Below are 25,453 nucleotides of genomic sequence, written 5' to 3'. Positions count from 1 at the left end.
GGGCGATGCTGACTGACACGCTCCATGCCCGGGCGAAGATCCCGGGCATGGAGCTAAAGGAAAGCAACCCGCCGGTGTCGATCAATGCCCGCCGACCACCAAATGGCTGAACGGCACCACATACGCCTGCAACGTGACCAGCCCACCGACCAGTATCGCCAGCACGATGGAGTGGAAAAACACATAGCGCAGGATTTCCCCTTCATGCCCATACCAGCGGGTGGCGGTGGAGGCCACCACGATCGACTGGGCGTCGACCATCTTGCCCATGACCCCGCCGGAACTGTTGGCCGCGGCCATCAATATCGGGCTGATGCCCAGTTGTTCCGAGGTCACCCGTTGCAAGCCGCCGAACAGCACGTTGGACGCCGTGTCCGAGCCGGTCAGGGCAACGCCGAGCCAGCCGAGCAGGGTGCCGAACATCGGGTAGAAGATCCCGGTGGCGGCGAACGCCAGGCCCATGGTCGCGTCGAGGCCGGAATAGCGGGTGATGTAACCGAGGGCGAGCATGGCCGCGATGGTGATCAGCGAATAGCGCACCACCCACAGCGTTCGCAGGTATTGGCTCACCAGTTGCGGGATCGAATAACCCATCAGTAGCCCGCCGAAGATCGCCGCCAGCAAGATGCCGCTGCCGGTGCTGGTGAACCAGGTGAATTTGTAGATCGCTTCCTCAGGCTTCGGTTGCGGCACCACGGGCGGAACTTTCTCGACCTGCAAGTGCAGCGTGGTGAAGGTCAGGGCCGGTGCGAAGATCGGGTTCGCCTCGCTCACCGGCTTACCCTGGGGATCGAGCTTGGCCGAGTGGGTTTGCGGGTCCATGGCCGGACGGGTGTCGAACATGTTTTTGAAGCCTTGGGTGCCCCACGCAAAGACGAAAACCGTGAGGATGATCCAGGGCATCCACGCACGCATGACGGTGGGTCGGGCATCGCTGGCAAAGGTTGCATTGGCCGCCTGTTTATCGTCTGGCGATTCCTCAATTTTTGAGTCGTCGACCCGCCCTGACAAGGCGGCGGAGGTGTGTACGCGGGCGGGTTTCCAGACCTTGAGAAAACCGGTCAGGCAAGCCATGGAAATCAGTGCAGCAATCACGTCCACCAGCATTGGCCCATGGTAGTTGGACACGAAGAACTGTGGCACCGCGAAGCTGACTCCGGCCACCAGAATCGCCGGCCAGATTTCCAGCATCTTGCGCCAACCGGCGAAGGCCCAGATCAACCAGAACGGCACGAGCACCGAGAAGAACGGCAACTGCCGGCCGACCATCATCGACAGTTCCATTTCATCCAGCCCGGTGACTTTCGCCAGAGTGATGATGGGAGTGCCCAAGGCCCCAAACGCCACTGGCGCGGTGTTGGCGATCAACGCCAGGCCGGATGCGGCCAGAGGCGAGAAACCCAGCCCGATCAGAATCGCCCCGGTCACCGCCACCGGCGTGCCGAACCCCGCCGCGCCTTCGAAGAACGCACCGAAGCAAAAGGCGATCAGCAGCAATTGCAGGCGACGATCGTCGGTGATGCGTGCGAGGGAATCCTGCAGGACTTTGAACGAGCCGTTCTCAGTGGTCAGCCGATGCAGATAGATGATGTTGAGCACGATCCAGCCAATCGGAACCAGACCCGTTGCGGCACCTAAGAGAGCAGCGGAACCGGCCATGTTCGCCGGCATGCCGAAGGCGAAGATGGCGATCAGCAAGGCTGTGCTCAGGGCCAGCAAGGCCGCGATATGCGCCTTGAGATGGAAAAACGCCAGGGACGTGAGCATCACCACAACCGGTAACGCCGCCATGAGGGTCGAGACCACCGGGTTACCGAAGGGATCGTAGACTTGCTGCCAGACCATGTTCCACCTCTGCTACTTATTGTTGGCAGTGCAGGCCCCGAGAGGGGGGAGGTGAAATTGAGTATAGGTGGCATTGCGCGGCGGGCCGGCCGACCGGCTTGCGGTTGGTGGCATGCGCTTGAGTGAAAGGCGTCCTGACCCGTCGATGCCATTCAGGTCTGCGGACTAAAACCGCCCCCCGGCAGGGGGCGGCATACGCAGTCGGATTTTTCCTCGATTCGGGTGTTAGTAAAGTTGACCTTGCCTGGTCGCGTTACCCATTCACTTCTTTATGCTGATAGCGACGAGGGTGGCAACCGTGCCCTGCGCCTTGAACTGGAACTCCACCCGGTCACCGACTTTCACCTGATCCAGCTGCTCCGGCGAAGCCTTGAAGGCCATGGTCATAGGCGGCCATTGCAAGGTCGCAACGGCGCCGTGGGCGATGGTCACGGTCTGTTTGGCAGTATCGACCGCCTTGATTGTTCCCTCGGCCTTGGCGGTGGGGGCCTGCGTGGTTTCCTGTTTCATCTGCATGCTTTCCATACCGTCCATTTTCATGCCCGGCATGTCCTCGGCTTGAGCAGAAAGAGACAATGCGGCAACGGCGCTGGCAACGGCGATCAGGGTCAGTTTCATACGATTTTTCCTTGTGGGTTGGTGGGTGCAACGGGGAGGTGCCGGCGGCGCATCAAGCGGTAGGCTGCCGGAATCACAAACAGGGAAAGCAGGGGGGCTGTGACCATGCCCCCGACCATCGGCGCGGCGATGCGGCTCATCACTTCGCTACCGGTGCCGTTCCCCAGAAGGATCGGTAACAGGCCCGCAATGATGACGGCCACGGTCATGGCCTTGGGGCGGACACGCTGCACCGCGCCTTCACGAATCGCGGCGACCAGACCGCGTTCGGTGCTGTCGCCGAGATCTTCTCGTTCGGCCCAGGCGTTCTTCAGGTAGAGCAGCATGATCACGCCAAACTCGGCAGACACACCGGCCAGTGCGATAAAGCCGACGCCTGTGGCCACCGACAGGTTGAATCCCAACAGGTAGAGGAACCATGCCCCGCCAGTCAGGGCGAAGGGCAGGGTGGCCATGATCAGCAAGGCCTCGTCGAAGCGGGCGAAGGTCAGATAGAGCAGCACGAAAATGATCAGTAACGTGGCTGGCACCACCAACTTGAGCCGGGCATTGGCCCTTTCGAGAAACTCGAACTGCCCTGAGTAGCTCAGGCTCATGCCGGGCTGCAACTTGACCTGCTCACTGACCGCCCGGCGCAGGTCGGCGACTACCGAGGCGATATCCCGCCCGCGCACGTCGATGTACACCCAGCCGGACGGTCGGGCGTTCTCGCTCTTGAGCATCGGCGGGCCGTCGTTGACGTTGACCTTAGCAACCATGCCGAGAGTGATCTGACTGCCCAGTGGGGTGTAGATCGGCAACTGTTCCAAGGCGCCGAGCGAGTCACGCCACTCACGGGGATAACGCACATTGATCGGGAAGCGGGCGAGGCCTTCAATGGTCTCCCCGATGTTTTCACCGCCAATTGCGCCGGCCACGATCGACTGCACATCGGCGATATTCAGTCCGTAGCGCGCAGCGGCTTTGCGGTCGATATCCACGTCGATATAACGGCCACCGGTCAGGCGTTCGGCCAGTGCTGAACTGACACCGGGCACGTCCTTGGCGACACGCTCGACGGCCTGGGTGACGGCATCGATCTCCGTCAGATTGGTGCCGGCAACCTTCACCCCGATCGGGCTCTTGATACCGGTGGCCAGCATGTCGATACGGTTACGAATCGGCGGTATCCAGATGTTGGTCAATCCAGGCACACGCACCACCCGGTCCAGTTCTTCCACGAGCTTTTCCTGGGTCATGCCCGAGCGCCATTGCTCATGCGGCTTGAACTGGATGGTCGTTTCGAACATCTCCAGCGGCGCCGGGTCGGTGGCGGTTTCAGCGCGACCGGCTTTACCAAAGACGTGTTCGACCTCAGGGACGGTCTTGATCAGGCGGTCGGTCTGTTGCAAAAGCTGTGCGGCCTTCTGTGCTGACAACCCCGGTAGGGCCGAAGGCATGTAGAGCAGATCGCCCTCGTCCAGCGGTGGCAGAAACTCGCCGCCCAACCGGGACATCGGCCATACCGCGCTGAGAAACACCAGCAGTGCGACCAGCAGGGTGATTTTTGGTCGACGCAGCACCGCGTCGAGGGCCGGCTGATAGAGCCTGATCAACCAACGGTTCAGCGGGTTCTGTTGCTCATTGGGAATCCGCCCACGAATCCAGTAACCCATCAGCACCGGTACCAGGGTCACCGACAATCCAGCTGCCGCTGCCATGGCGTAGGTTTTGGTGAAGGCCAGTGGACCAAACAAACGACCTTCCTGAGCCTCCAGGGTGAACACCGGAATGAACGACAGGGTGATGATCAACAGGCAGAAGAACAGCGCCGGCCCGACCTCGGCCGCCGCTTCGGTCATGACATGCCAGTGATGTTCGCCCTTGAGTTCTTCCCCAGGATGGGCCTTGTGCCAGGCCTCGACCTTTTTGTGGGCGTTCTCGATCATCACCACGGCGGCGTCGACCATGGCGCCAATGGCGATGGCGATCCCGCCCAAGGACATGATATTGGCGTTGATCCCTTGGTGGCGCATGACGATAAAGGCCATCAACACCCCAACCGGCAAGGAGATGATCGCCACCAACGAGGAGCGCAAATGCCAGAGGAAGATCCCGCAGACCAAGGCGACGACGATGAACTCCTCAATCAGCTTGTGGCTGAGGTTCGCCACCGCGCGGTCGATGAGCTTGCTGCGGTCGTAGGTCGTGACGATTTCCACGCCCGCCGGCAGGCTGCTTTTCAGTTCATCGAGTTTGGTCTTGACTGCCGCAATCGTTTCGCGAGCGTTTTTGCCGCTGCGCAGAATGACCACGCCGCCAACGGTCTCGCCTTCGCCATCGAGCTCGGTGATGCCGCGACGCATTTCCGGCCCGAGCTGGATCGTGGCGACGTCGCCCAATGTCACCGGCACGCCGCCTGAACTCAGCTTGAGCGGGATTGCCCGAAAGTCATTGAGCGTTTTCAGATAGCCGGACGCTCGCACGATGAATTCCGTTTCCGCCATCTCCAGCACGGCCCCACCGGTTTCCTGATTGGCCTTGCCGATCGCCTCGGTCACCTGCGCCTGTGTGATGCCGAGGCTGGCCAGTTTCAGCGGATCGAGCTGCACCTGATACTGCTTGACCATGCCGCCCACAGTCGCCACTTCCGCAACGTTCGGCAGGGTTTTGAGCTCGAACTTGAGGAACCAGTCCTGCAAGGCCCGCAATTGCGCCAAGTCATGCCCACCACTGCGGTCGACCAGCGCGTACTGGAAAATCCAGCCCACACCTGTGGCGTCTGGCCCCAATGCCGGTTTGGCGCTGGCGGGCAGGCGACTTTGTATCTGGCTCAGATACTCCAACACCCGCGAGCGAGCCCAATACATATCGGTACCGTCTTCGAACAGCACGTACACGAAGCTGTCACCGAAAAAGGAATAGCCGCGCACGGTTTTCGCTCCCGGTACCGAGAGCATGGTGGTGGCCAACGGGTAGGTCACCTGGTTTTCAACGATTTGCGGTGCTTGTCCTGGATAAGGCGTACGGATGATGACTTGCACATCCGACAGGTCCGGCAGTGCATCGATCGGCGTGCTTTGAACCGACCAGACGCCCCAGGCGGTGACGAATAGCGTGGCCAGCAGCACCAGAAAGCGGTTGGCCACCGACCAGCGAATCAGGGCGGCGATCATGGTTGCCCCCCCAGTTTTTCAAGACGCTCAACGCGCAAGCCATCATCGGTGGCAGGTGGTGATGCTTCCAGGGGGCTGGCGACGATGCCCTTGAGGCTGGCCTCGGAGTCCAGCAGGAACTGCCCGGAGCTGACCACCTGCTGACCTTCTTGCAGGCCTTTCAATACCACCGTCTTGCCGTCGTTTTCCTGCCCGAGTTGCACCTCTACCGGACGGTAGCGACCCGCGTCTTCGGCGAGCATCACCAGCGTGCGCCGGCCAGTACGGATGACCGCTTCGCTCGGCACCCACAACACACTTTGCCCGGTCTTCTGGTTCAGGCGCACCTGCGCCGACAATCCGGGTCTGAGGCGCCCGTCAGGGTTGGGCAACTCGATGCGTACGCGAACGGTGCGACTGTCCATATTCGTTTCGGGCAGAATCGCACTGACCGTGCCATTGAGGACGGTTCCAGGGAAAGCTGGAAGGCGTGCTTCCACCGTCTGGCCGACGACGATCGATCCGCTCTCCGACTCTGGAACGGCCACCGCCAGCCAGACACTGCTCAAGCCATTGACGCGAGCCAGTGTCTCGCCAGCCGACACAGTCATGCCCGTACGGACATCCAGCTCTTGCAAGACACCACCGATGGGGCTGGTGAGCGTCAGGTTCGACTGGACTTTGCCACTGCGTTCGACCTGAGTAATCAGCGTCGCCGGCATCCCGGTGAGGCGCAGCCGTTGACGTGCTGCGGCCAATAAGTCGACATCGCCGTTACGCTTGAGGGCCAGGAATTCTTCCTGAGCAGCAGCCCACTCCGGTACCAGGATATCCGCCAATGACGCATTGGCCTTGAGCACATCGCCGGGAGCACGGGCATAAACCCGCTCGACAAAACCGGCAGTCCGTGCCTGGATCACGGCGACTTCCCGTTCGTTGAATGCCAGCGCACCGACAACGTCCATGCTGGAAGTAAGGACGCCACGGGTCACCGTCGCCAGACGCAGCCCGAGATTCTGGGTCAGACTGGGGTCAACGCGGATGGCTGCGCTGTCAGTCGCGGCATCGGCATATTGGGGCACCAGTTGCATGTCCATGAAGGGTGATTGGCCTGGTTTGTCGAACTTCTGCTGCGGGTACATCGGGTCATACCAATACAGCGGCTTGCGTTCGTCTTGCGTCGTGGGACTTGGTTCGGCTGCTGCACCGGGCATTGCGCTCATGCGCTGCTGAGCAAACCAGTAACCGCCGGCAACGCCCAGGGCAACCGACAAGCCAGTCAATAAAGCCCCTTTCCAGATTCGAGTGTTCATTGGCTGCTTTCCCCATAATTGAAATACAAGCGTGCGTTGCTCAGGGCTCGCTGTTCTTCGACATCGATCTGTTTGAGGCGGGCTTCGATGAGTTCACGTCGGGCAGCGATGACTGCCCCCAGGTCACCTTTACCGGCGCGGTAGCTGGCCATGGTCAGCCCGACCTTTTCCTTGGCCAAGGGCACCAGACTTTCCTGACTGCGGCGCACGGCTCGATTCAGGCGTTCGTATTCGGCCAGGCTCTCCTCTAATTGCTGGGTATGCTCGCGCACCATGTCTTCACGCTCAGCCTCCAACTGATTGAGTTCGGCGTGTTTGGCGGCGATTTTTGGATTTTGTCGGGAGCCGGGAAACAGCGGCAGGTCGAACGACAACTGCACGCTGACCATGTCGCCGAACTGACGGTCACGGTGTTGGTAATCGAGCTCCCAGCTCCAGTCGGATTGTTTTTCCGCCTCGGCTTCACGGACTTTGGCCTCCGCTTCGCGGGTCATCGGTTCGAAGGCCGCCAGTGCGGGGTGATGTTGCAGCTTATGGGAGTAACCCGAGGTCTCGATGGGCCATTGCGGCAAACTGCCGGTGAGCGGGTCATTGGCGGCCGGGCCAATCCAGCGCTTGAGTGCCGCTCGGGCTTGAGCACGCAGTCGGGCCAGGTCGTCCTGTTGATCGGCTAATTGAGCCGCCTCCTGCTTGGGTGTCACTGCATCGGCAGGTTGGGCGCGGCCCCCGGCGATCTGCGCCCGCACGGTATCGGCCAACAGGCGATTCTCTTTGTAAAAATCCTCGAACAATGCCTCTTTGCGTTCGATGGAGTAGCTGCTGATCCAGGCCAGTGCCGTGGCCTGGCGGACGTTCAGACGCTCGATACGCGCGTCGGCCGCGGCTCGATCAACAGCCGCATTGGCCACTTCAATACGGGCTTTGCGTTTGTCGCGATTGGGCACCTCCTGCATAACCCCGACCATCTGCATGGTCATGGAGTCCTGGTCAATGCTCCAGCGGTCAGGGCCGCCAATGGGATAGTTCTGCACGCCGAGCTTTAACTTCGGGTCAGGCAGTTCGCCGGCGGGTATGGCGGCGCTGCTCGCGGCCTGGAGTTTGGCCGCTTGGGCGGTCAGCGACGGGGCATTGGTTTCGGCCAGCCGCAACGCTTCATCGAACGTCAGTGGGGCGGCGAGGCTCGGCAATGCCAGTACGCTTGCCGCCAGGCCGGCCACGAGGGCCCAACCTGTGCAATAGCACTTGGAGTTCATGTTTACGATTCCTGTGATGATCCACTGCGCGCGCCACAAGGCATGCGCAGGTATGCCATCCCGCTAAAGCGGAATGAGGCTCAACGTGGTACAGGAATCAAACGCGGGGCGGTCGCCACACCCCTGAAGGGGTTTGTACTGGCAGGAAATCGCTGGAGAAGGAAAGTGCAACAGGGCTGAACAAGGTAACAGGAGGCTTGATGATCGAGACTTGCAGCATGCCGCCCGTCTTGCATTCCTGGCCCGGCTTGCAGGGTTTACCGTGCTCGATGGGGCTTTTCATGTCGTGGCAGCAGTCTTGCCCCATGCCATCCATCATCGCCATGCCCATGGTTTGCATGGGGCAAGGCTCGGTGGGCGCCTGGACGCCCGCCATCCCGCTGAGGGGAAGCGCCAGGCTAATCAGGAAGATGAGGCAAAATCGCAGGTAGCGTTTCATGTACGCGAGTTTAGTCGGGGATGTATTACCTGACCATTAAATTTGGGGATGATTTTGAGCGGCTTGCGAGTGCAACGACGATGCCGACTCACGGTCGTGTCGTCGATCCCTTGCAGGAGGGATCGACTCGACACTTCACCGTATCTCTAGTGATCAGCAGGTGCCTCGGATTGAACGAGCAGCGCCTGGGCCAGCTCTTCGTCACTGGCCTTGAGGCCAGGATGATCGCGTCGAGCCTGCATCAACATCGACTCCAGATTGGCGTCGCGAATGGCGCCGCCGCTCGCGACGAAGCTGGAGAGGTCTTCGCGGGCTGGCGTGACGATTTTGTCGTCTCTGAGTGTCGAGTACAGCGACAAGGAAATCCCTGCCGACGTCGCCACATCGCGCGCATCAATGTCGGGCATATGGCGCCTGTGGGCCATGGCCGAACCAAAGGGCAGGCAAAGCAGCACCAGCAAAGGAATGAGGAATATACGTCGCATGGCGAGTCCTCCGTATGCATGAGGCCTGAGTGATCGGCCTTATGTTTTTTGATACGTGGCGTCGGACAGTAGTTCCTGGTCGGTGGTGCATGTCAGTACAGAGGCCGAGGACCGGGACGTTAGGCCAACGTCATCATCCCGGTGAGCCCCGAAGTCTGTCACTGACGTGCGTATGCCTCTAGTGATCGGCAGGTGCCTCGGCTTGAATGAGGATTGCTTGGGCCAGATCTTCGTCGCTGGCCTTGAGGCCTGGGTGTTCAAGTCGAATCCGTTTCAACTCCGACTCCAGATAGGCACCGCGAATGGCACCTCCACTCGCCACGAAGCTGGAAGCGTCATCGCGGGCGGAAACGACCAGTTTGTGGTCCTTGAACGTTGAGTAAAGGGATGCGGAAACCCCTGCCGAGGTGGCGACATCGCGTGCATCCACACGGGCAAAGGCCGAACCAAAGGGCAGACAAAGGATTAGCGAAGAGATGACAAGTGTGCGACGCATGACGGCGTCCTCCGAATGGATGAAGCAACGGATGTGCTACTTAAATTTGGAGGTGTGGCGGCAGTCAGGAGTTCCCCTGCGTCGGCATATCTACACGCAAAGCAGAAGGGTGAGTGGCCGGTCGGGTTGATACGCAGCGGCAATAGTTGCCAGCTGTCAGTCTGTTGGAATGATTGGGCCGCTACGGTGTCGACCGCAATAAGCGGAGCCGCCAACATGACTCGGCAAGAAGGTTCGACCATGCGCCTGATCTGTATAGCCACCTGCCTTGCGATAGCCCTTTTCGGCGGGCAGGCGAGCGCGGCCGACCAAGTGCAGAACAAGGCGGTGGCGGTGGACAAGGCGCAGGTCCTGGAACAGAAGACTGCGGAAAACGGCAGTAAGACGCCGGTGCCCAAGGCCGAGGCGATTACGCCCTCCGAAGCGCAGGCGGTCGATCCGGCAGGCAAAGCACCTTTGAAGGATGCAATAACTTGCCTTTCACGCACTATTTTCTGGGAGGCCAAAGGTGGGGAATTGGCCGACATGGAAGCGGTTGCCAATGTGGTGTTGAACCGGCTAGGCCATGAAGGTTTTCCAGGTACGGTGTGCGAGGTGGTCAAGCAAGGTTCGCAAAAGCATGCTTGCCAGTTTTCGTGGTGGTGTGATCGACGTTCGGATCATACCGACGAAGACGCTCCCTATGCGGCTGCTACGGAAATAGCGCGAAAAGCGCTCAATCACCAACTCACTGACCGAACCCATGGCGCCATGTATTTCCATAGTAAGCACGTGAAACCCGAATGGGCCAGGGAATACATCAAGACCGCCGAGACCCGAAAATTTGTCTTTTATAAGCCTCACGACGGTACCGCACGATAGACGCGTTCGCTCAGATTCCGTCAGGATGCAAACGTGGCGAAGCGCCCCGCGCAGTGCCAGTATGAGTGGGAGTTGTCGGCATTTTTCGGGTGCGCAACATGGACACTACCGAGTGCTTGTCATCACTGACTGCCAACCGCCTTCAAGCCTTGCATCAGGACGGTTTTGTGGTGCTGCCCGGCGTGCTGGATAGCACCCAAATCAGCGCGCTGCGCCATGCAATAGATGGCCTGAAGCCCGAGCACTGGGACTACAGCGGCTTGCTTGACCATTACAAATGCGTGTTCAACCGCGACCCGTTCTGGTTGCCGTTTCTCGATCTGGATGGGGTCATCGAACTGGCCGAAGCGGCCCTGGGAGACGATTGTCACATCATTGGCCAGACCGCCTGGCGCTGCCATCCCGGCTTCATCGGCGCCCAATTGCACCTGGATTACCTGGTGATGGAACTGCCGCGAAGCCTGCTGGCCGACCCGGCCTTCGAGTTGCCGATGCAGATCTGCACCGCACAGCTCTACCTCGACGATATCGATGCCGACCTCAGTCCTACCCGGTTGATCCCCGGTAGCCACCGAGCCGGGCGACCGCCTGCTCGCGGCGAAAGCCAGTGGCATGGCAGTATGGCGAAACCAGTGCTGTGTCGGGCCGGGGACGCTCTGATGTTTCGCAGTGAGCTGTGGCACGCCGGTAGCGACAACCGAACCCCCGACCGCGTGCGCTACCTGTTACAGGTACACTACGGCCGGCGAATGGTGGCGCAGAAGTTCTCGCCTTACCTGCACTGGCGCTTCAACCCCAGCGTGCTGGCCGCCGCGACACCGCGTCAACGGCGCCTGCTGGGGGAGCATCGGGAAGCGGAATATGACTGACATTTCAAGGAAGAACAGATTGATGCCTAAAGCGGTTTTCGTCAGCAGAACCATTCTATTTGGAGATTGCGACCCGGCAGGTGTGGTTTACACCCCGCGATTTTCATATTTTGCAGTGGAAGCCATTTATACGGCGCTTGATAGATGGCTGGGAGCGCCCGGACTCAGAACGCTGATGGGGTTCGATATATTGCCTCCGGTGCGCGCCATGTCATTGGAGCTGCTAAGGCCTTTGACGTGGGACGACGAGTTGAGCATCAAGGTCAGCGTGGAGAAACTAGGGACTCATTCCTTCACTTTTTTAGTCGAGGGCTTTCTCAACAGTGACACATTGTCTTTCACCGCCAATGTCACTCACGTGTGTATTTCACCCGAAACCAAGGAGGTTGTAGTCATACCAGCAGCGCTGAGGGCGCTACTGTCATGAACATCTCGCTGCGGTTTTTGCGCGGAGAGTGCTTTGATCTCGACAATGAGCAGAGGGGGGGGTTCGCAATCCAGGTGGCGTCATTTGTAGATCGGTACTGACCCCGACCCGGTCCTCTGCAAGGATTCTGCTCGTAGACGTTTGCCCAGCTCCGCAATCTTTGCCTCTCCGGCTTTCAACGCCTCCAGGCTGGTGTGCACGGAGTAATTGCCCATCTTCAGGTCGTGCGGGTGAGGAATGGCCGACCCCAGCACAAACACCGCGTCTTCTTTATCCCCAGCCTCAAGTTTCAACGCACCGTTACCTGGCGTGAAGGCAACGAGCTCTCCCGCCTGGATTAGCTCCGGCGAATGCACCGCCCCCCGACTGACGCTGAGCCAAAGCACCTCGTGCCCGGACGGTGGCTGGTACTCCCAGGTTTGGCCTGCGGCCAGGGTGACCAATAAATAGTTCACACCTGAGGGCGCACGCACAGGGCTGCGGATGCCCTGATAGTCACCAAGGATGACGCGGGCCGGTCCAGCCACCGGGATGGCGGATGCTTCGAGGTATTGGCTGTCGACAACGGCGTTTTCCAGGTCTGCCGGTAGCGCGATCCACAGCTGAAACCCCTGGATCCGCTTTGATGTGCCGGCAGACATCTCTTTACCATGCCAGACACCCGCGCCTGCGCGCATCCATTCGACTCCGCCGTAGCCAATGAATCCAGAACCTGAGTCTGGATCGTCAAAGCGCAGGTTGCCTTCCGTGATCACGGTAATGGTCGCGATCCCCGAATGGGGATGAAGTGGCATGTTGCCAATGACCGAGGTATCCGCTGCGAACAGGTCGAGAAACACAAACGGCTTGAGTAACTGGCCCAGATCCGAGGGGCTCATGAGCCGAACAATGGGGCCGTGCCCATGACCACGGGTGCGCAGGTTGATATCACGCGAGGCTGGGACTCGAGGAGAGGCCAGGGGACTCAATGTCGTTGTTGAAAGTGTCATGTAGCACCCTTGAATGGTTTGACGTGGACTCCAGCGTATCCAGACGGTGATACGTTGATAAGCGGTTATAATCGGGTTTGACTCATCCATTCCTGGAAGTAATGCGGTGCTGGATCTCAATGAAGTCGCGATGTTTGTCCAGGTGGTGCAGGCGGGTAGCTTTGCCAGCGCTGCGCGCCGCATGGGCATGCCGGCCAATACCCTGAGCCGCCGTATCAGTCAGCTGGAAGAGCATTTGGGAGTGCGTTTGTTGCAGCGCTCCACGCGTAAACTGGTGCTGACCGAGGCGGGACGATCCCTGCATGATCGCAGTGCAACGCAGGTCAATGACCTGATCGAGGCGGCTCGCCATTTGGCAGGGGAGAGCCAGGAACCGAGCGGCGCTGTGCGGGTCGCGGCCCCCGCCGATTTTTTCGACGTTTATCTGATGGACTGGGTAGCGGAATTCTTTCAACAGTATCCCGGTGTGCAGTTGGACTTTCTGCTCAGCGATAGCCGGGACGACCTGATCGACAAAGGGATCGATGTCGCCATCAGAGCCGGTGATTTGCCGGACTCCAGCCTGGTCGCGCGAAGGGTCGGCACCGGAAGCCAGGTGTTGGCCGCCAGCCCCGGTTATTTACAGGTTCACGGCACGCCGGACACGGTGCAGGCATTGTCGATGCACGAATGTATTCGACGCTCCAGGCAGGCACCGCGCACCGCCTGGAATCTCGACGGGCCACAAGGCTTCGTCAGTGTCGAGGTCACGGGCCGGTTTAGTGCCAACACCGCGCAGGCCCAGTTGAAGGCGGCGGTTGCTGGCTTGGGCATTTGCCTGTTACCGATGGCGATCTTGCGCGAGAGTTTGCAGGCCGGACGGCTGATTCAGGTGTTGCCCGAGCATGGGCGCTTCAACAACGGCTTGTACATCGTCTACCCCAGCCGTCGGCAGGTGCCGCGAGCGGTCAGTGTTTTCGCCGAGCAGCTCATCAAGCATTTACGGGAGGACGCGCTGGCTGAAGGCGAGTGATCTCAAGCGTTGCTGGGCCGGCTTAGCCCTCAAGGGCTCCTAGAACCAGGTCTCCATCTGCACTCCGAATTGCCAGACCCCGCCAGACTTGAAGCCCTTCTGACCAAAATCGTCTGTTGCACTGAAGTTATCGAGGTCCCTGGACCAGTTCATGTACGTGGCGAACAGACGCAATTCAGGGCGAGCGAAGAAGTCTCCGGTTTGTGCCTTGAAAGTGGGCGCCAACGTGAATTTCCAGTAGTCACCATTGGCTGTTTGTCGGTCCTTATAGCCAAGCGCGTTCAGGTCCATCCTCTGCCAGCTCAGCTCATATTGCATTTCGAAGTTGCTGCTCAGTTCGTTGGCCAGGCGCATGTTGAGCGTCACATAGCGATAGTCGTCGCCAGGGACATAGCGATCCTTGCTGCGCTCGGCAATCATCGCAGGTGCGATGCTCCAATCCTGATTCAGGCGGGTATGGCCATAGAGCGCCAGCCGCACGGTCTGAGCCTCGTCCAGCAAGTCGCCATCGGCACCGATGCTATTGACCTCCGCCCCCAGCCCTTGCCATACAACAGCGCAGCTTTGAAGTAGCCCTCACGACCGAAAAAGTCAGGCTGATGGTAGGCGAGCATGCCGTGCGAACCGCTTTCGGCAGGGCTGAATCCTGCCTTGTTCACCCGGGTATTCGGATCCACTTGACAGCGAGCAGGGAGAGGACGCGTAATGCGCTGCTATGTTAACGTTAACTTGAATAAAAACAAGAGGGTCGTCACATGCAGCTATCAGTCAAACGTGAGTACTGGCTCATCAGTGGTTTACTGTTTTTCTTCTTTTTTTCGTGGTCATCCAGCTACTCGCTGTTCTCGATATGGCTTCATCGAGTCATCGGTCTGAATGGAACGGAAACCGGGTTTATTTTTGCCGCCAACGCTATTGCGGCACTGCTGATTCAGCCGTTCTATGGTGCTCTTCAGGATCGACTTGGCCTGTCGAAAAAACTGCTGGTATGGATTGGTGTACTGCTCTGCGCCTCGGCCCCATTTGCAATCTACGTATACGCCAACCTTTTGGCCCAGAACGTGGTGTTGGGGGCCGTGGTCGGCGCGGCTTTCCTGGCGTTTGCCATGCTCGCGGGCGTGGGTGTCATCGAGTCCTATACGGAGCGACTGTCGCGTCACGCGGGTTTCGAGTTTGGCACCACCAGAATGTGGGGTTCGCTGGGTTGGGCGAGTGCGACAGGCGTCGTTGGTGTGGTCTTCAACATTGACCCGAAGATTGCGTTTTACATGAGCAGTGCCGCCGGGGTCGTGTTCTTGCTGATCCTGTTCCGCCTGGATCTCAAGCGCTTCAACAAACCAGAAGCGCAAGCGGGTGGCGAAGCCAGCAAACCAGTGCGGCTTAACGATCTTTGGAAGTTGCTGACACTGCCGCGCTTCTGGGCGTTCAGCTTGTACCTGACCGGGGTTTGTGGAATCTACATGATCTACGAACAGCAGTTTCCGGTGTATTTCTCCTCGTTTTTCTCAACCCCGGAGGAGGGCACACGAGCCTATGGCTACCTGAATTCATCCCAGGTTCTGCTCGAGGCGGTCTTGATGTTGTTCGCGCCATGGGTGGTCGGTCGTACAGGCGCCAAGTACGGATTGATCCTGGCTGGCAGCATCATGTTCGTCCGCATTCTTGGTTCCGGATTGGCAACAGATGCCTGGACCATAGCCGCTTGCAAGATGTTGCACGCCCTTGAAGTCCCGATCCTGCTGGTCTCGGTATTCAAATACATTTCGTTGAACTTCGATTCGCGGCTGTCGGCCTCGATTTATCTGGTGGGATTCCAGTTCGCCCAGCAATTGACCGCGATGCTGCTGTCGCCACTTGTTGGATACGGCTACGACCATGTTGGCTTCTCGAGCGTTTACGTAGCGATGGCTGGCCTGGTAGGCAGTTGCCTGCTGCTGTCATGGTCGTTGTTACGTGCGGATCCCGCCCGCCAATCATCCCGGGCAAGCGCTCTTGATTCGATAGAGCTTCCTGCCATGGCGCAATCAGCCAACCGTTACGAACCCTAGTAAGGATCAATCCATGCACGCTGTACTGCTGGAAAAAGCGCATCGCGCCATCGAAAAAAAACTGCCCGAACGCGGCAACGACTATCGCCTCGGCTATCACCTGTCGCCCCCGGTCGGATGGATGAATGACCCAAATGGGCTGGTCTATTTTCAAGGCGAATACCACGTGTTCTATCAGCATCACCCTTACTCCGCGCAGTGGGGGCCGATGTATTGGGGGCACGCCAAGAGCCGCGATCTGGTGCATTGGGAGCATCTGCCCATAGCGCTGGCGCCCAGCGATCCCTACGATCGAGACGGTTGTTTTTCAGGGTCGGCTGTTGTTTGCGGCGATACGCTTTATCTGATCTACACCGGCCACACCTGGTTAGGGGAACCGGGTGATGACCAGAAAATTCACCAGGTCCAATGCCTGGCCAGCAGCACGAATGGTCTCACGTTCACCAAGCATGGGCCGGTGATCGAAACGCCACCGCATCCGCACATCATGCATTTTCGCGACCCGAAGGTCTGGAAGCGCGCAGACCAATGGTGGATGGCGCTTGGTGCTCGTCAGGGGGACGACCCGCAGCTTTTACTCTATCGCTCCGAGGATCTGCATCAGTGGGAATACCTCGGCTGTGCCCTGGATGGCCAGCGCGAGTCCGACGGTTACATGTGGGAGTGCCCGGACGTATTCGAAGTGGATGGATGCGACGTTTTTCTGTACTCGCCGCAAGGCCTGAAGCCCAGCGGGTACGACAACTGGAATAAATTCCAGAACAGCTATCGATTGGGCGTGCTGGATGACTCCGGCTATTTCACTGAGAGAGGCAAGCTCCACGAACTCGATCACGGTCACGATTTTTATGCCGCGCAGACCCTGCTGGCGCCGGACGGACGCCGTCTGCTCTGGGCATGGATGGACATGTGGGACAGCCCTATGCCGAGTCAGGCGCAACACTGGTGCGGTGCACTGTCGTTGCCACGTGAGTTGAGCCGCGACGGCGAGCGGCTGCGTATGCGTCCGGCTCGTGAGCTGACAGCGCTACGGCAATCCCGACAAATGCTGCAGGTCGGCGCGGTCGAATCCCGGAACCGCACACTTGAAGTTCGTGGCGCCCTGCTGGAGTTTGAGCTTGAGCTGGATCTGGATCTGGCAGACAGCACCGCCGAGCGCTTTGGCCTGGCGCTGCGCTGTAGTGAAGACCAACAGGAACGGACATTGCTGTATTTCGATGCCATGTCCCGACGTCTGGTCCTCGACAGGCAACACTCGGGTGCTGGCGTGAGCGGTGTTCGTAGCGTTCCGGTGAAAGCAGAGCAAACGCGAATTGCGCTGCGGATTTTTCTCGATCGCTCGTCCATCGAGGTGTTTGTCGACGATGGCGTCTATAGCTTGAGCAGTCGGATTTATCCGCGGCCCGACAGCCAGGGTGTCAGCGCTTTTGCGGTCAACGGAGCTGGGGTGTTCGGGGAGATTTCTGTCTGGAACCTGGCCGATCTCAAGCTCTGAGCACCCCTGGCAGACCATTCGTGCCGCCTGCTGCCGGGCATCGTGTTGTCATGCTTTTGCCAAGCATGACATGATGCCCGGCCAGATAAGCAATGGCACCCGCGAATGGCTTCAGTTAAAGATGTCGCACGGCTGGCGGGGGTTTCCCTCATGACCGTATCCAGGGCGCTCAACACCCCGGAAAAGCTGAACCAGGAAACGCTGGCGAAAGTTCGTCAAGCGGTCGAGTCCCTCGGATACGTCCCCAGTCTTTCTGCGCGCAAGATCCGTGGCGGTCACTCCAGTGGCAAGACTATTGGAGTCTTCGCGCTGGATACCGCGACAACCCCCTTCGCTGTAGAAATGCTGCTTTCAATGGAGCGCACGGCACGAGAAAACGGCTGGAACGTCTTTATTCTCAACGTGTTCGAGGCTCCGCCGAGTCAGCAAACCATCGACCTGATGCTGTCGCATCAGCCCGACGGGATCATCTTCAGCGCCATGCAGCTTCGTACCGTCGAGATTCCCCAGGTGCTCCGCAGCCTGCCGCTGGTACTCAGCAACTGCATGAGTTCAGAGCCAGGCGTGGCCTGTTACGTCCCCGATGACGAAGACGGTCAGTACCAGGCCGTGCGGCAAGCGCTGAAGCGTGGCTACCGGCATCCGTTGTGCATCAACCTGCCGCAAACCAGTCTCGCCTGGGAGTTGCGCCAGCAGGGATTGGTTCGCGCCCTGGCAGAGGGCGGTATCCCCCTGAACAGTGTTCCCCAATACAACCTGTCGACCGATGACGCCTATGAGGAAACGGTTGTAGCGCTGGAGCAGCAATTGCGTGAGTCGGATGGAAAGCCGACCTTCGATCTGCTTATTTGTGGCAACGACCGCATTGCGTTGGTCGCTTATCAATACCTGCTCAGTCGTGGCCTGCGTATTCCCGCCGAGGTGGCCGTACTTGGCTACGACAATATGATTGGCGTTGCCGAGTTGTTCTATCCACCGCTGAGCACCGTGCAACTCCCGTATTACGAAATGGGCCGGCGTGCCGCTCAGCACTTGATCGAAAGCAGGAATGAACCCTCTGTTCATAGGGTTTCGTGTCCCCTCGTGGACCGTAAATCCTGGTAATAGCGGCCACAGAGCACGCTGTAGTGCTTCAAAGCTGTAGGCAACACCTGATGGGGAGCAGAGCATGAAGAAAGCCGCAGTACTAACCGTCGCCTTGATACTCAATACAGGCGTATTCAGTGCGCACGCAGAAGCGGCCGGCGATGCTGATGCGGGTGGGAAACTCTTTAACCGAATATGCGGCGGTTGCCATCAAGTGGGCGATTCAGCCCGAGGTTCTTTTGGTCCGCAACTCAATGGCATTTTTGGGCGCCATGCCGGCAGCACGACGGACTACCAGTACTCTACCGCGATGAAATCGTCAGACGTGGTCTGGACCCGCGAAACGCTGGCCGCCTATATCGAAGCGCCAAAAAAAGTAGTCCCCGGGACCCGCATGATTTTCTGGGGTATCAGCGATCCGGAAAAGATCGAAAACCTGTTGGCCTACCTTCAGACATTTCAGCCGCAATAATCCGTAGCTCGACAAACGTCATCCCCCATAAAGCCGGACAGAAGGCATTTTGCTGGCCCCGAAGCCTCAAAATTACCGCCAAAATCGCTTCATTTTCAGGTGGTTAGGCGGAATGCAAATGCGCAATGTGTTGATCGTGCCGATCTCGCTGGTACTGGCGAGCATTGCGGTCTCTGTCCAGGCAAGAGAGTTGATGCCCAATGATCGGTTTATGTGCAGCTGGGGCGCGGGTACAGCGGCAAGGGCCCAGGAACTCAAGCTGTCCGGGGTCTCGCTGTATGCCGCTCGCCAGAAGATCCAGGCATACAAGTTCAGTAAGGGCTGGATGCGGATGATGGCCATGGGCATTACCGAGCAAACCTACGACAGTCAATCGAAGTTCAAACCCGAGGCTGTCCGGCAGAGTTTCTATAACGAGTGCGTCAGGTATAAGTTGGCGCGTAAATGACCTTCGCCCTGTAGTTACAACCCGGTATCGGGCGGCGTTATCCGTGCCAGCATCACCGTATATTCTTCGGCCGCAATTTGCCGGAATTTCATTCGGGTGATGGCCTGGCGTTGCAGGTCATTGTCATCGGGGAAAAGGCGGACGGCCGCGTTCTGGACGACCGCATCGGGTGTCTCGATCCGCGGAAACGGTCCGTCGTACTTGTTGGGGGAATCCCCGGTAGGCACCGCCGGGGTATCGAGTGCCCGCACCAGCAGGAAAACCGGGACGACATCTGCCAGCCCCACTGGAAGTAGCCTGGCCGCGTTTTCCCCGAGATGACGCCGCACGATAGCCTGGGAGCCCAGGCGCAAAGTGAACCTGAAGGGGAATCCAGTGCGGATTGAAAGCAATACCGGATCCGCCGCAGCCACCTGCTCGATCGAGTTGATGCCCTCTGACTCCAGCGTCGCAACCACAGGCAGGGTCACGCCTTCCAGGACCAGCAACTTGTCTGAACTGCCGTCCCTTATGTCCTGGTCGGTGAGTTGGGGAAAGCCCAGTCTTCGCACGATCTTCATCAGCGGATCGATCGGCAAGGTACCCAAGGCAAAGGCGGTGACGATATGCGGGCCATCTCCAGCGCCGGCATTCATGATCACCATTGCCAGCGGAATGGCCAGAAACAGGCGCAGGGAGTACCAATACACATCGGAAATGTTCAGTGACTTGCGGCGGATACTGAGGACGGAGTCGCTCACGATAAACATGAAAGCCCCCGCCAGCGAGCTGACCAGCAGTGGAATCCCGAGCTTGTACACGCACGCCACTTTAAGCGTGTTGTCGCAGTTGGGGATGACATAGTTGGAGGCGACCAAGGCTGCCGCGGCATAAGCCACCAACAAGAGAATGATGAAAGGCACAATGAACGGCACCAATCCATATTGCTCATGGTAGATCCGCGCAAACAAACGCTCGCACAGTTCCGGGTTCTTGTCGGAGCAGGCTCGCCAATCATCGACGGAACCGCTCGGCCCCAGCTTTCCTTCGTCCTGGAGTGAATGGATCAGACTGGTCGACCAGAAGCGTTGCAGATAGGCCGCCAGGGCGCCGCCCTTCAAGCTGTTCTGGAATTCGCTGTAGCGGGTGAACCAGCCCATGCTAAGAAACATGATGAGTGGGGCGCCACAGATCACCGTGGCGAAGGCAGTGAGGACCACCACAAGCTGGAGGATTGCGCCATCAAGTCCGACCACGTCCACCATGAACAATCGACCGACACCGTTGATGAGCAACAGAATCAGTGCAAGGAGCAGGGCCCGTTGCCGTGGTCTCAGGTGCGATTCCTTGAACAGATAGGTCCTGCGCCTACCGCCATAAGGCTCTTCCATGGGCTTGTTCACCGGACTGCTCCTGACGACCTGAGGTGTTTCTACGGATAACGCTAGCAATGGAAACGGGTTCGTCCAGAATGTCATCACCGCGTGTTAGGTTGTTTTTGAATAACGCCACTCTCGGACTGGAAACAGCGGCTCAAATCATCGAGGGTATGCGCTGGATTTGCGACAGGCCCGGACAGTGAGGTCAATGAATCGGCCCGCCACCGTGACGCTTCCGTTTTCCCAGCGTCTATGACTTTTATAGCCAGTATTGGCTCTCGGCATCTTGGAAGAGGGAGATATTTATGATCGTTAAACCGCGCGTTCGTGGTTTTGTTTGTGTGACTACCCACCCCACTGGCTGCAAAGCCAACGTCAAGAATCAGATCGACTACGTCCGTGCGCAAGGACAGATCACCGATGGGCCAAAGAATGTCCTGGTGCTGGGTGCATCGACCGGTTACGGACTTGCTGCGCGCATCACCGCGGCCTTTGGTTGCGGCGCCAAGACACTGGGCGTGTTCTTCGAGCGTGAAAGCGTCGAGGGCAAACTCGGCACCGCCGGCTGGTACAACACCGCGGCCTTCCATACGTTCGCCGAATCGGAAGGTCTCTACGCCAAGAGCATCAACGGTGATGCGTTCTCCGATGAAGTCAAGCGCCTGACCATCGAGACCATCAAGCGCGACCTGGGCAAGATCGACCTGGTGGTCTACAGCCTCGCCGCACCGCGTCGTACCGATCCGAAAACCGGTGAAGTCTACAGCTCGACGCTCAAGCCGGTCGGCAAGTCGGTTACCCAGCGCGGCCTGAACACCGACAAGGAAGAGGTCAACGTGACCACCTTGGCCGAAGCGACCCAGGAAGAAATCGACGGTACCGTCAAGGTCATGGGTGGCGAAGACTGGCAGATGTGGATCGACGCCCTGCACGAAGCGGGCGTTCTGGCCGAGGGGGCGAAAACCACGGCATTCACTTACCTGGGCGAAAAGCTGACCCACGACATTTACTGGAATGGCTCCATCGGCGCGGCGAAGAAGGACCTGGACCAGAAAGTCCTGAGCATTCGCGAGCGACTGGCGGACCTGGGTGGCGATGCACGGGTTTCGGTATTGAAAGCGGTAGTGACCCAGGCCAGTTCGGCGATCCCGATCATGCCGCTGTATCTGTCCTTGTTGTTCAAGGTCATGAAAGAGCAGGGCACACACGAAGGCTGCATCGAGCAGGTCTACGCGCTCTACAAGGACAGCTTGTTCGGCCATCCTCCGGTCATGGACGAAGAAGGGCGTCTGCGCGCGGATTACAAGGAGCTGGCGCCTGAAGTCCAGGAGCGCGTCAAGCTACTCTGGGATCAGGTCAGCAATGAAAACCTTTACGAACTCACCGATTTTGCCGGTTACAAGGCAGAGTTCCTGCGCCTGTTCGGCTTCGGGATCGAAGGGGTGGACTACGAGGCTGACGTCGATCCGGACGTCAAGATCTCCAACCTGGTCCAGGCTTAAGTCTCAAGTGTAAACAGCTGCCTCGACGTCGTGAACGCGAGGCAGCTGCTGTTTGCCGATCATCGAGCCGTTGCTGGATCGGGTGGTGCATCCTTTTCAGCCTCTGCTTGGTGCTCGATCGGCCGAAGCTTGAATCGGCAGACTTTGCCGCCCCGTACCATGCACTCCGTATGGTCGACTTCGGCCCCCCCCAACGTCCCGATCAACGCCAGATCCAGCTCACACACCACCGGATAGGCCGCGGCCAAGCGGTGGAAGACGCAGTTGTGCGCGACGATTTCCTTGTCGTCGGATGAGCGAAAGAACACCTGCGCTTCGTATCCCGTCTGGTTCATGTGCTGCACGATTTTTGTTTCGTCAACCACCTGACGTTCACGGTCAAAGGCCAGTTTGCGGCCCATACGGCGCATGAGCGAAGCCAGTTCAACGGGGCCGATGATGTCGGCCACTTCTTCAATCAGCACACTAGCCAGTAACTGATAGTGGCGAGGGAACTGCTCTCGCGCATGGTCGGTGAGCTGATACAGCTGCTCCGGTCGCCGGCCTGTCGGACGAGTTTCGCCGCGCAGCACCAGTCCGTCACGCTCCAGAGCCGCCAGATGCTGGCGAATCGCGGTGCGTGTGACAGCCAGTTGCTCAGCCAACTCGTCAATGCTCATACCGCCCGCGTGGTGCAGCAGCGCATTGAGCAGGTCCTGCTGTGTACGGCCCAATCCTTCAAACATGGTCTGTGCTCGCTCGGTATCAGAACTTGTCCGGGAACTGTTTGACCAGTGCCGCCGTCAGCGTGTCAGCCAGCGCCAGTATATGGGGGCGCATCATCTGCCAGGTCTTCGCTTCACTGGCATAGTCGTGCGCGGCGAGCTGGTCGATCTGGGCGACATGGTGGCCGCCGTGAGCTGCCAGCATCGTCACCAGCGTGCTTTCAGGCAAGTTGGGGTTGGCGCTGGCGAGAAATGCCGCAATGGCTTTGGCATTGCTCGTCAGTTCTGCGACAGCGGCCTGCTGGCCCTTCTTGTCTTTGGCGACAGTGGCGTCGCTGTAATGTTTCACCGCGCCCCAGTGACCGGCAAGCAGCTTGAGCAGTTGATCGGCAGCGGGCTGGCCATACAGCGGAGCAAGGCTGTTGGCGATGCGGGTTGCGTTGTCTACCACCTGAGCAGCGGCGACCTGGGCTTGTTGATGGTTAGCGGCCTGGTTGGCTATCGCGTAATTTCTGGTCCAGAAAATATGCTCGATCCAAAGGCCGCGCAACGACAGGCGCGTGGTGAGCGCAGCGCTTTCGGCTGGTGCAGGCGAGGCGGGAGGAGTTTGACTCCAGACGGGCTGGGCGCAGAGCGCCAACAGCAGTAAAGCCAAGGTTTTGATATTCATGACGGCACCCTCTTGTCGTGGGATTGTCCAACAATATCAATTGAAGCATATAAATATGTTTTTAATGGGCGTGGGCCGGATTCGCAGATCAATGGTCGTCTTGTGCGCTGTTCCCATTGTGGGTTCAGCTATGGCTGTTGTCGGCCGTGTCGTGAGCGATATTCAGTCGGCGCGAGCTCGAATTCGCGTCGGAATGCACGACTGAATGCCGCCTCGGATTGGTAGCCCAGTTCTTCGGCGATTTGCGAAACCCGCCGGCTTGACGACGAGAGAAACTGGCCGGCAAGCTGCATTCTCCAGTGAGTCAGGTAGCGCATGGGTGATTGACCCACAAGTCGTCCAAACCGGTGTGCCAGATTGGAGCGCGACTGATTGACCAATGCGGCCAGTCGTTCGACCGTCCAGTCGGCTCCAGGCTCTGCATGCAATAACGCGAGTGCGTGACCCATCACGGGATCACGCAATGCTGCAATCCATCCCGTCACCCCTTCTGGAGCGCTTGCAAGCCAATGGCGTACTGCCCAGATGAACATCAAGTCGATGATTCTGGACAGCATGACAGCGCTTCCGATTGAAGGGCTTTCGACTTCTTTTTGCATTGCGGCAATGGTTAGCGACAGCCATTCCCTCGATCCGACGGCATCAGGCTGTGCGTCCGGCTTACAGGCTACATGCAGGAGTTCGGGCAGTCCGAGCATCAGGGTCTGACCGCCACTGCCATCAAATTGGAACACACCGCTGGTAATACGGGCTGGTGCATCGTTGTCACTGTGCTTGCCCATACGCGATGGAAAGGCGCCGCCCTCAATGTGATGGCCTTGCCCGTGCGGGACAAAAACAATGTCTCCCGGTGACAGGTGAATAGCCTCGCTCCTGCCTGCAAGGTGGAACCGGCAAGGTCCGTCATGCACGACATGGAAACAGGCCCTGCCGGCCGGGAACCGCAGCACCTTTGCAGACAGAATGACGGCCTCTCCAAGCAGCTCACCCCGCATGCGGGCAATGTTGAATACCTCAAAGAAAACATCGGCAGCGGGATGCCTGAGATCTTTTACAGGGGACTTGCTATCTCGGTGTCTCTGCACAGTCTTCGGCATTTTGGTCATGGTCGGTCGACACCGTCCCCACAATAATGGACCGGCCAGAGCATACCCGATACGCCAAAGGGCTACGCTACTCTGCAGTCATTGGCGAATAGTCTTTATTCACGGATAGGAGTCAGGCCATGAGCGATAAACCTACGATTTTGTTAGTGCACGGTTTTTGGGGGGACGCTGCGCATTGGAGCAGGGTCATCGTTGAACTGACGCGCAAGGGCTATACGTCCATTCGCGCGGTCGAAATGCCGCTGACATCGCTTGCCGATGATGTCGAGCGTACTCGCAAGATGATTGCCCAACTGAACGGACCGGTCCTGTTGGTGGGGCACTCATACGGAGGGGCCGTGATTACCGAAGCGGGCAATCACCCCAATGTGGTCGGACTGGTTTATATCGCCGCGTTCGCGCCTGACGCAGGGGAGAGTCCCGGCAGTATTACGCAGCAGTGTCTTCCTGCCGCAGCGCCCAATCTTGAGCCTGACAGCGACGGCTACCTGTGGCTCAAACCCGAGAAGTTTCACGATAGCTTCTGCCAGGATCTAACGCCTGACGAGGCGCTGGTGATGGCCGTAACGCAGAAGGCACCGGTTGCCAGCACTTTTGGCGATACCATTTCTGCGCCTGCGTGGAAGAACAAACCGTCCTGGTACCAGATATCCAGTGAAGACAGAATGATTCATCCGCAAAACCAGAAAATGATGGCGGCCCGTCTCAATCCCAGAAAGGTCATCACTCTGGCTGCAAGCCATGCTTCGCTGGCGTCGAAGTCGGTTGAGGTGGCGGCGTTTATTGACGAGGCTGCAACCGAGGCGGTCAAGGCATAGCGTGC

General features: G+C 58.9%; 24 protein-coding genes and 1 pseudogene. 11 read left to right on the top strand and 14 right to left on the bottom strand.

Annotated features, from left to right (window positions below):
* Positions 1 to 81 precede the first annotated feature (81 nt).
* The 8 genes from KRR23_RS08680 to KRR23_RS08645 all read right to left on the bottom strand — a co-directional run bounded on the left by KRR23_RS08680 (position 82) and on the right by KRR23_RS08645 (position 9,583).
* Positions 82 to 1,845, bottom strand: coding sequence for an L-lactate permease (locus tag KRR23_RS08680; protein WP_216742167.1), 1,764 nt, complete (start codon positions 1,843 to 1,845; stop codon positions 82 to 84).
* Between the two features lie 261 nt (positions 1,846 to 2,106).
* Positions 2,107 to 2,463, bottom strand: coding sequence for a copper-binding protein (locus tag KRR23_RS08675; protein ID WP_216742166.1), 357 nt, complete (start codon positions 2,461 to 2,463; stop codon positions 2,107 to 2,109).
* Positions 2,460 to 5,618 carry an efflux RND transporter permease subunit gene (locus tag KRR23_RS08670; protein WP_216742165.1) on the bottom strand — a complete coding sequence of 1,053 codons (3,159 nt, stop codon included), beginning with the start codon at positions 5,616 to 5,618 and terminating at the stop codon, positions 2,460 to 2,462. The genes KRR23_RS08675 and KRR23_RS08670 overlap by 4 nt, the downstream gene beginning before the upstream one ends.
* Positions 5,615 to 6,910 carry an efflux RND transporter periplasmic adaptor subunit gene (locus tag KRR23_RS08665; protein WP_216742164.1) on the bottom strand — a complete coding sequence of 432 codons (1,296 nt, stop codon included), beginning with the start codon at positions 6,908 to 6,910 and terminating at the stop codon, positions 5,615 to 5,617. The genes KRR23_RS08670 and KRR23_RS08665 overlap by 4 nt, the downstream gene beginning before the upstream one ends.
* Positions 6,907 to 8,163 (bottom strand): TolC family protein, encoded by a 1,257-nt coding sequence (locus KRR23_RS08660; protein WP_216742163.1) that lies wholly within the window; start codon positions 8,161 to 8,163, stop codon positions 6,907 to 6,909. Before KRR23_RS08660 ends, KRR23_RS08665 begins: the two co-directional genes overlap by 4 nt.
* 97 nt (positions 8,164 to 8,260) lie before the next feature.
* Positions 8,261 to 8,602 carry a hypothetical protein gene (locus KRR23_RS08655; protein ID WP_216742162.1) on the bottom strand — a complete coding sequence of 114 codons (342 nt, stop codon included), beginning with the start codon at positions 8,600 to 8,602 and terminating at the stop codon, positions 8,261 to 8,263.
* A gap of 146 nt (positions 8,603 to 8,748) precedes the next feature.
* The gene (locus KRR23_RS08650; RefSeq protein ID WP_216742161.1) at positions 8,749 to 9,087 is read right to left on the bottom strand and encodes a DUF2388 domain-containing protein; all 339 of its coding nucleotides are present in this window, start codon (positions 9,085 to 9,087) and stop codon (positions 8,749 to 8,751) included.
* Positions 9,088 to 9,265: 178 nt separating this feature from the next.
* Positions 9,266 to 9,583: a DUF2388 domain-containing protein gene (locus tag KRR23_RS08645; RefSeq protein ID WP_054597100.1), complete on the bottom strand. Its 318-nt coding sequence runs from the start codon at positions 9,581 to 9,583 to the stop codon at positions 9,266 to 9,268.
* Positions 9,584 to 9,823: 240 nt separating this feature from the next.
* On the opposite strand from KRR23_RS08645, the gene KRR23_RS08640 reads away from it, so the two are divergent.
* From KRR23_RS08640 to KRR23_RS08630, 3 genes are all read left to right on the top strand, one after another.
* Complete coding sequence (locus tag KRR23_RS08640) at positions 9,824 to 10,444, top strand: cell wall hydrolase (protein WP_216742458.1); 621 nt, start codon at positions 9,824 to 9,826, stop codon at positions 10,442 to 10,444.
* Between the two features lie 98 nt (positions 10,445 to 10,542).
* Positions 10,543 to 11,313 (top strand): phytanoyl-CoA dioxygenase family protein, encoded by a 771-nt coding sequence (locus KRR23_RS08635; protein WP_216742160.1) that lies wholly within the window; start codon positions 10,543 to 10,545, stop codon positions 11,311 to 11,313.
* 22 nt (positions 11,314 to 11,335) lie between these two features.
* A complete protein-coding gene (locus KRR23_RS08630) occupies positions 11,336 to 11,740 on the top strand; it encodes a thioesterase family protein (protein WP_216742457.1) in 405 nt (134 codons plus the stop codon).
* A gap of 80 nt (positions 11,741 to 11,820) precedes the next feature.
* Here the strand turns inward: KRR23_RS08630 and KRR23_RS08625 are convergent, their stop codons facing one another.
* Complete coding sequence (locus KRR23_RS08625) at positions 11,821 to 12,729, bottom strand: pirin family protein (RefSeq protein WP_253911997.1); 909 nt, start codon at positions 12,727 to 12,729, stop codon at positions 11,821 to 11,823.
* Positions 12,730 to 12,835: 106 nt separating this feature from the next.
* Here KRR23_RS08625 and KRR23_RS08620 point away from each other — a divergent pair, with 106 nt between their 5' ends.
* Positions 12,836 to 13,741: a LysR family transcriptional regulator gene (locus KRR23_RS08620; RefSeq protein ID WP_216742158.1), complete on the top strand. Its 906-nt coding sequence runs from the start codon at positions 12,836 to 12,838 to the stop codon at positions 13,739 to 13,741.
* Positions 13,742 to 13,780: 39 nt separating this feature from the next.
* On the opposite strand, the pseudogene KRR23_RS08615 reads toward KRR23_RS08620, so the two are convergent.
* Positions 13,781 to 14,436: pseudogene (locus tag KRR23_RS08615) on the bottom strand (carbohydrate porin); the annotation flags it as partial.
* Between the two features lie 60 nt (positions 14,437 to 14,496).
* Between KRR23_RS08615 and KRR23_RS08610 the strand changes: the two are divergent.
* The 5 genes from KRR23_RS08610 to KRR23_RS08590 all read left to right on the top strand — a co-directional run bounded on the left by KRR23_RS08610 (position 14,497) and on the right by KRR23_RS08590 (position 19,290).
* Positions 14,497 to 15,789, top strand: a complete 1,293-nt coding sequence (locus tag KRR23_RS08610) for an MFS transporter (RefSeq protein WP_216742157.1) — start codon at positions 14,497 to 14,499, stop codon at positions 15,787 to 15,789.
* 13 nt (positions 15,790 to 15,802) lie between these two features.
* Positions 15,803 to 17,284 carry a sucrose-6-phosphate hydrolase gene (locus KRR23_RS08605; RefSeq protein WP_216742156.1) on the top strand — a complete coding sequence of 494 codons (1,482 nt, stop codon included), beginning with the start codon at positions 15,803 to 15,805 and terminating at the stop codon, positions 17,282 to 17,284.
* Between the two features lie 105 nt (positions 17,285 to 17,389).
* Positions 17,390 to 18,388: a LacI family DNA-binding transcriptional regulator gene (locus KRR23_RS08600; protein ID WP_216742155.1), complete on the top strand. Its 999-nt coding sequence runs from the start codon at positions 17,390 to 17,392 to the stop codon at positions 18,386 to 18,388.
* Positions 18,389 to 18,452: 64 nt separating this feature from the next.
* Positions 18,453 to 18,842: a cytochrome c family protein gene (locus KRR23_RS08595; RefSeq protein WP_216742154.1), complete on the top strand. Its 390-nt coding sequence runs from the start codon at positions 18,453 to 18,455 to the stop codon at positions 18,840 to 18,842.
* Positions 18,843 to 18,954: 112 nt separating this feature from the next.
* Positions 18,955 to 19,290, top strand: coding sequence for a hypothetical protein (locus tag KRR23_RS08590; protein WP_216742153.1), 336 nt, complete (start codon positions 18,955 to 18,957; stop codon positions 19,288 to 19,290).
* Between the two features lie 14 nt (positions 19,291 to 19,304).
* Here KRR23_RS08590 and KRR23_RS08585 read toward each other — a convergent pair whose 3' ends face one another.
* Positions 19,305 to 20,672, bottom strand: a complete 1,368-nt coding sequence (locus KRR23_RS08585; RefSeq protein ID WP_216742152.1) for a hypothetical protein — start codon at positions 20,670 to 20,672, stop codon at positions 19,305 to 19,307.
* Between the two features lie 281 nt (positions 20,673 to 20,953).
* On the opposite strand from KRR23_RS08585, the gene fabV reads away from it, so the two are divergent.
* Positions 20,954 to 22,150 carry an enoyl-ACP reductase FabV gene (gene fabV, locus KRR23_RS08580; RefSeq protein ID WP_216742151.1) on the top strand — a complete coding sequence of 399 codons (1,197 nt, stop codon included), beginning with the start codon at positions 20,954 to 20,956 and terminating at the stop codon, positions 22,148 to 22,150.
* A gap of 59 nt (positions 22,151 to 22,209) precedes the next feature.
* Here fabV and KRR23_RS08575 read toward each other — a convergent pair whose 3' ends face one another.
* The 3 genes from KRR23_RS08575 to KRR23_RS08565 all read right to left on the bottom strand — a co-directional run bounded on the left by KRR23_RS08575 (position 22,210) and on the right by KRR23_RS08565 (position 24,630).
* Positions 22,210 to 22,875, bottom strand: a complete 666-nt coding sequence (locus KRR23_RS08575) for a metalloregulator ArsR/SmtB family transcription factor (protein ID WP_216742150.1) — start codon at positions 22,873 to 22,875, stop codon at positions 22,210 to 22,212.
* A gap of 19 nt (positions 22,876 to 22,894) precedes the next feature.
* Positions 22,895 to 23,524, bottom strand: coding sequence for a hypothetical protein (locus tag KRR23_RS08570; protein WP_216742149.1), 630 nt, complete (start codon positions 23,522 to 23,524; stop codon positions 22,895 to 22,897).
* A gap of 128 nt (positions 23,525 to 23,652) precedes the next feature.
* Positions 23,653 to 24,630 carry an AraC family transcriptional regulator gene (locus KRR23_RS08565; RefSeq protein ID WP_216742148.1) on the bottom strand — a complete coding sequence of 326 codons (978 nt, stop codon included), beginning with the start codon at positions 24,628 to 24,630 and terminating at the stop codon, positions 23,653 to 23,655.
* 119 nt (positions 24,631 to 24,749) lie between these two features.
* Here KRR23_RS08565 and KRR23_RS08560 point away from each other — a divergent pair, with 119 nt between their 5' ends.
* Positions 24,750 to 25,448 carry an alpha/beta hydrolase gene (locus tag KRR23_RS08560; protein ID WP_216742147.1) on the top strand — a complete coding sequence of 233 codons (699 nt, stop codon included), beginning with the start codon at positions 24,750 to 24,752 and terminating at the stop codon, positions 25,446 to 25,448.
* Positions 25,449 to 25,453 lie beyond the last annotated feature (5 nt).

The sequence above is a fragment of the Pseudomonas sp. CVAP#3 genome, assembly GCF_018986375.1.
GTDB lineage: Bacteria > Pseudomonadota > Gammaproteobacteria > Pseudomonadales > Pseudomonadaceae > Aquipseudomonas > Aquipseudomonas helvetica.
This window is presented reverse-complemented; position numbering and strand designations above follow the sequence as displayed.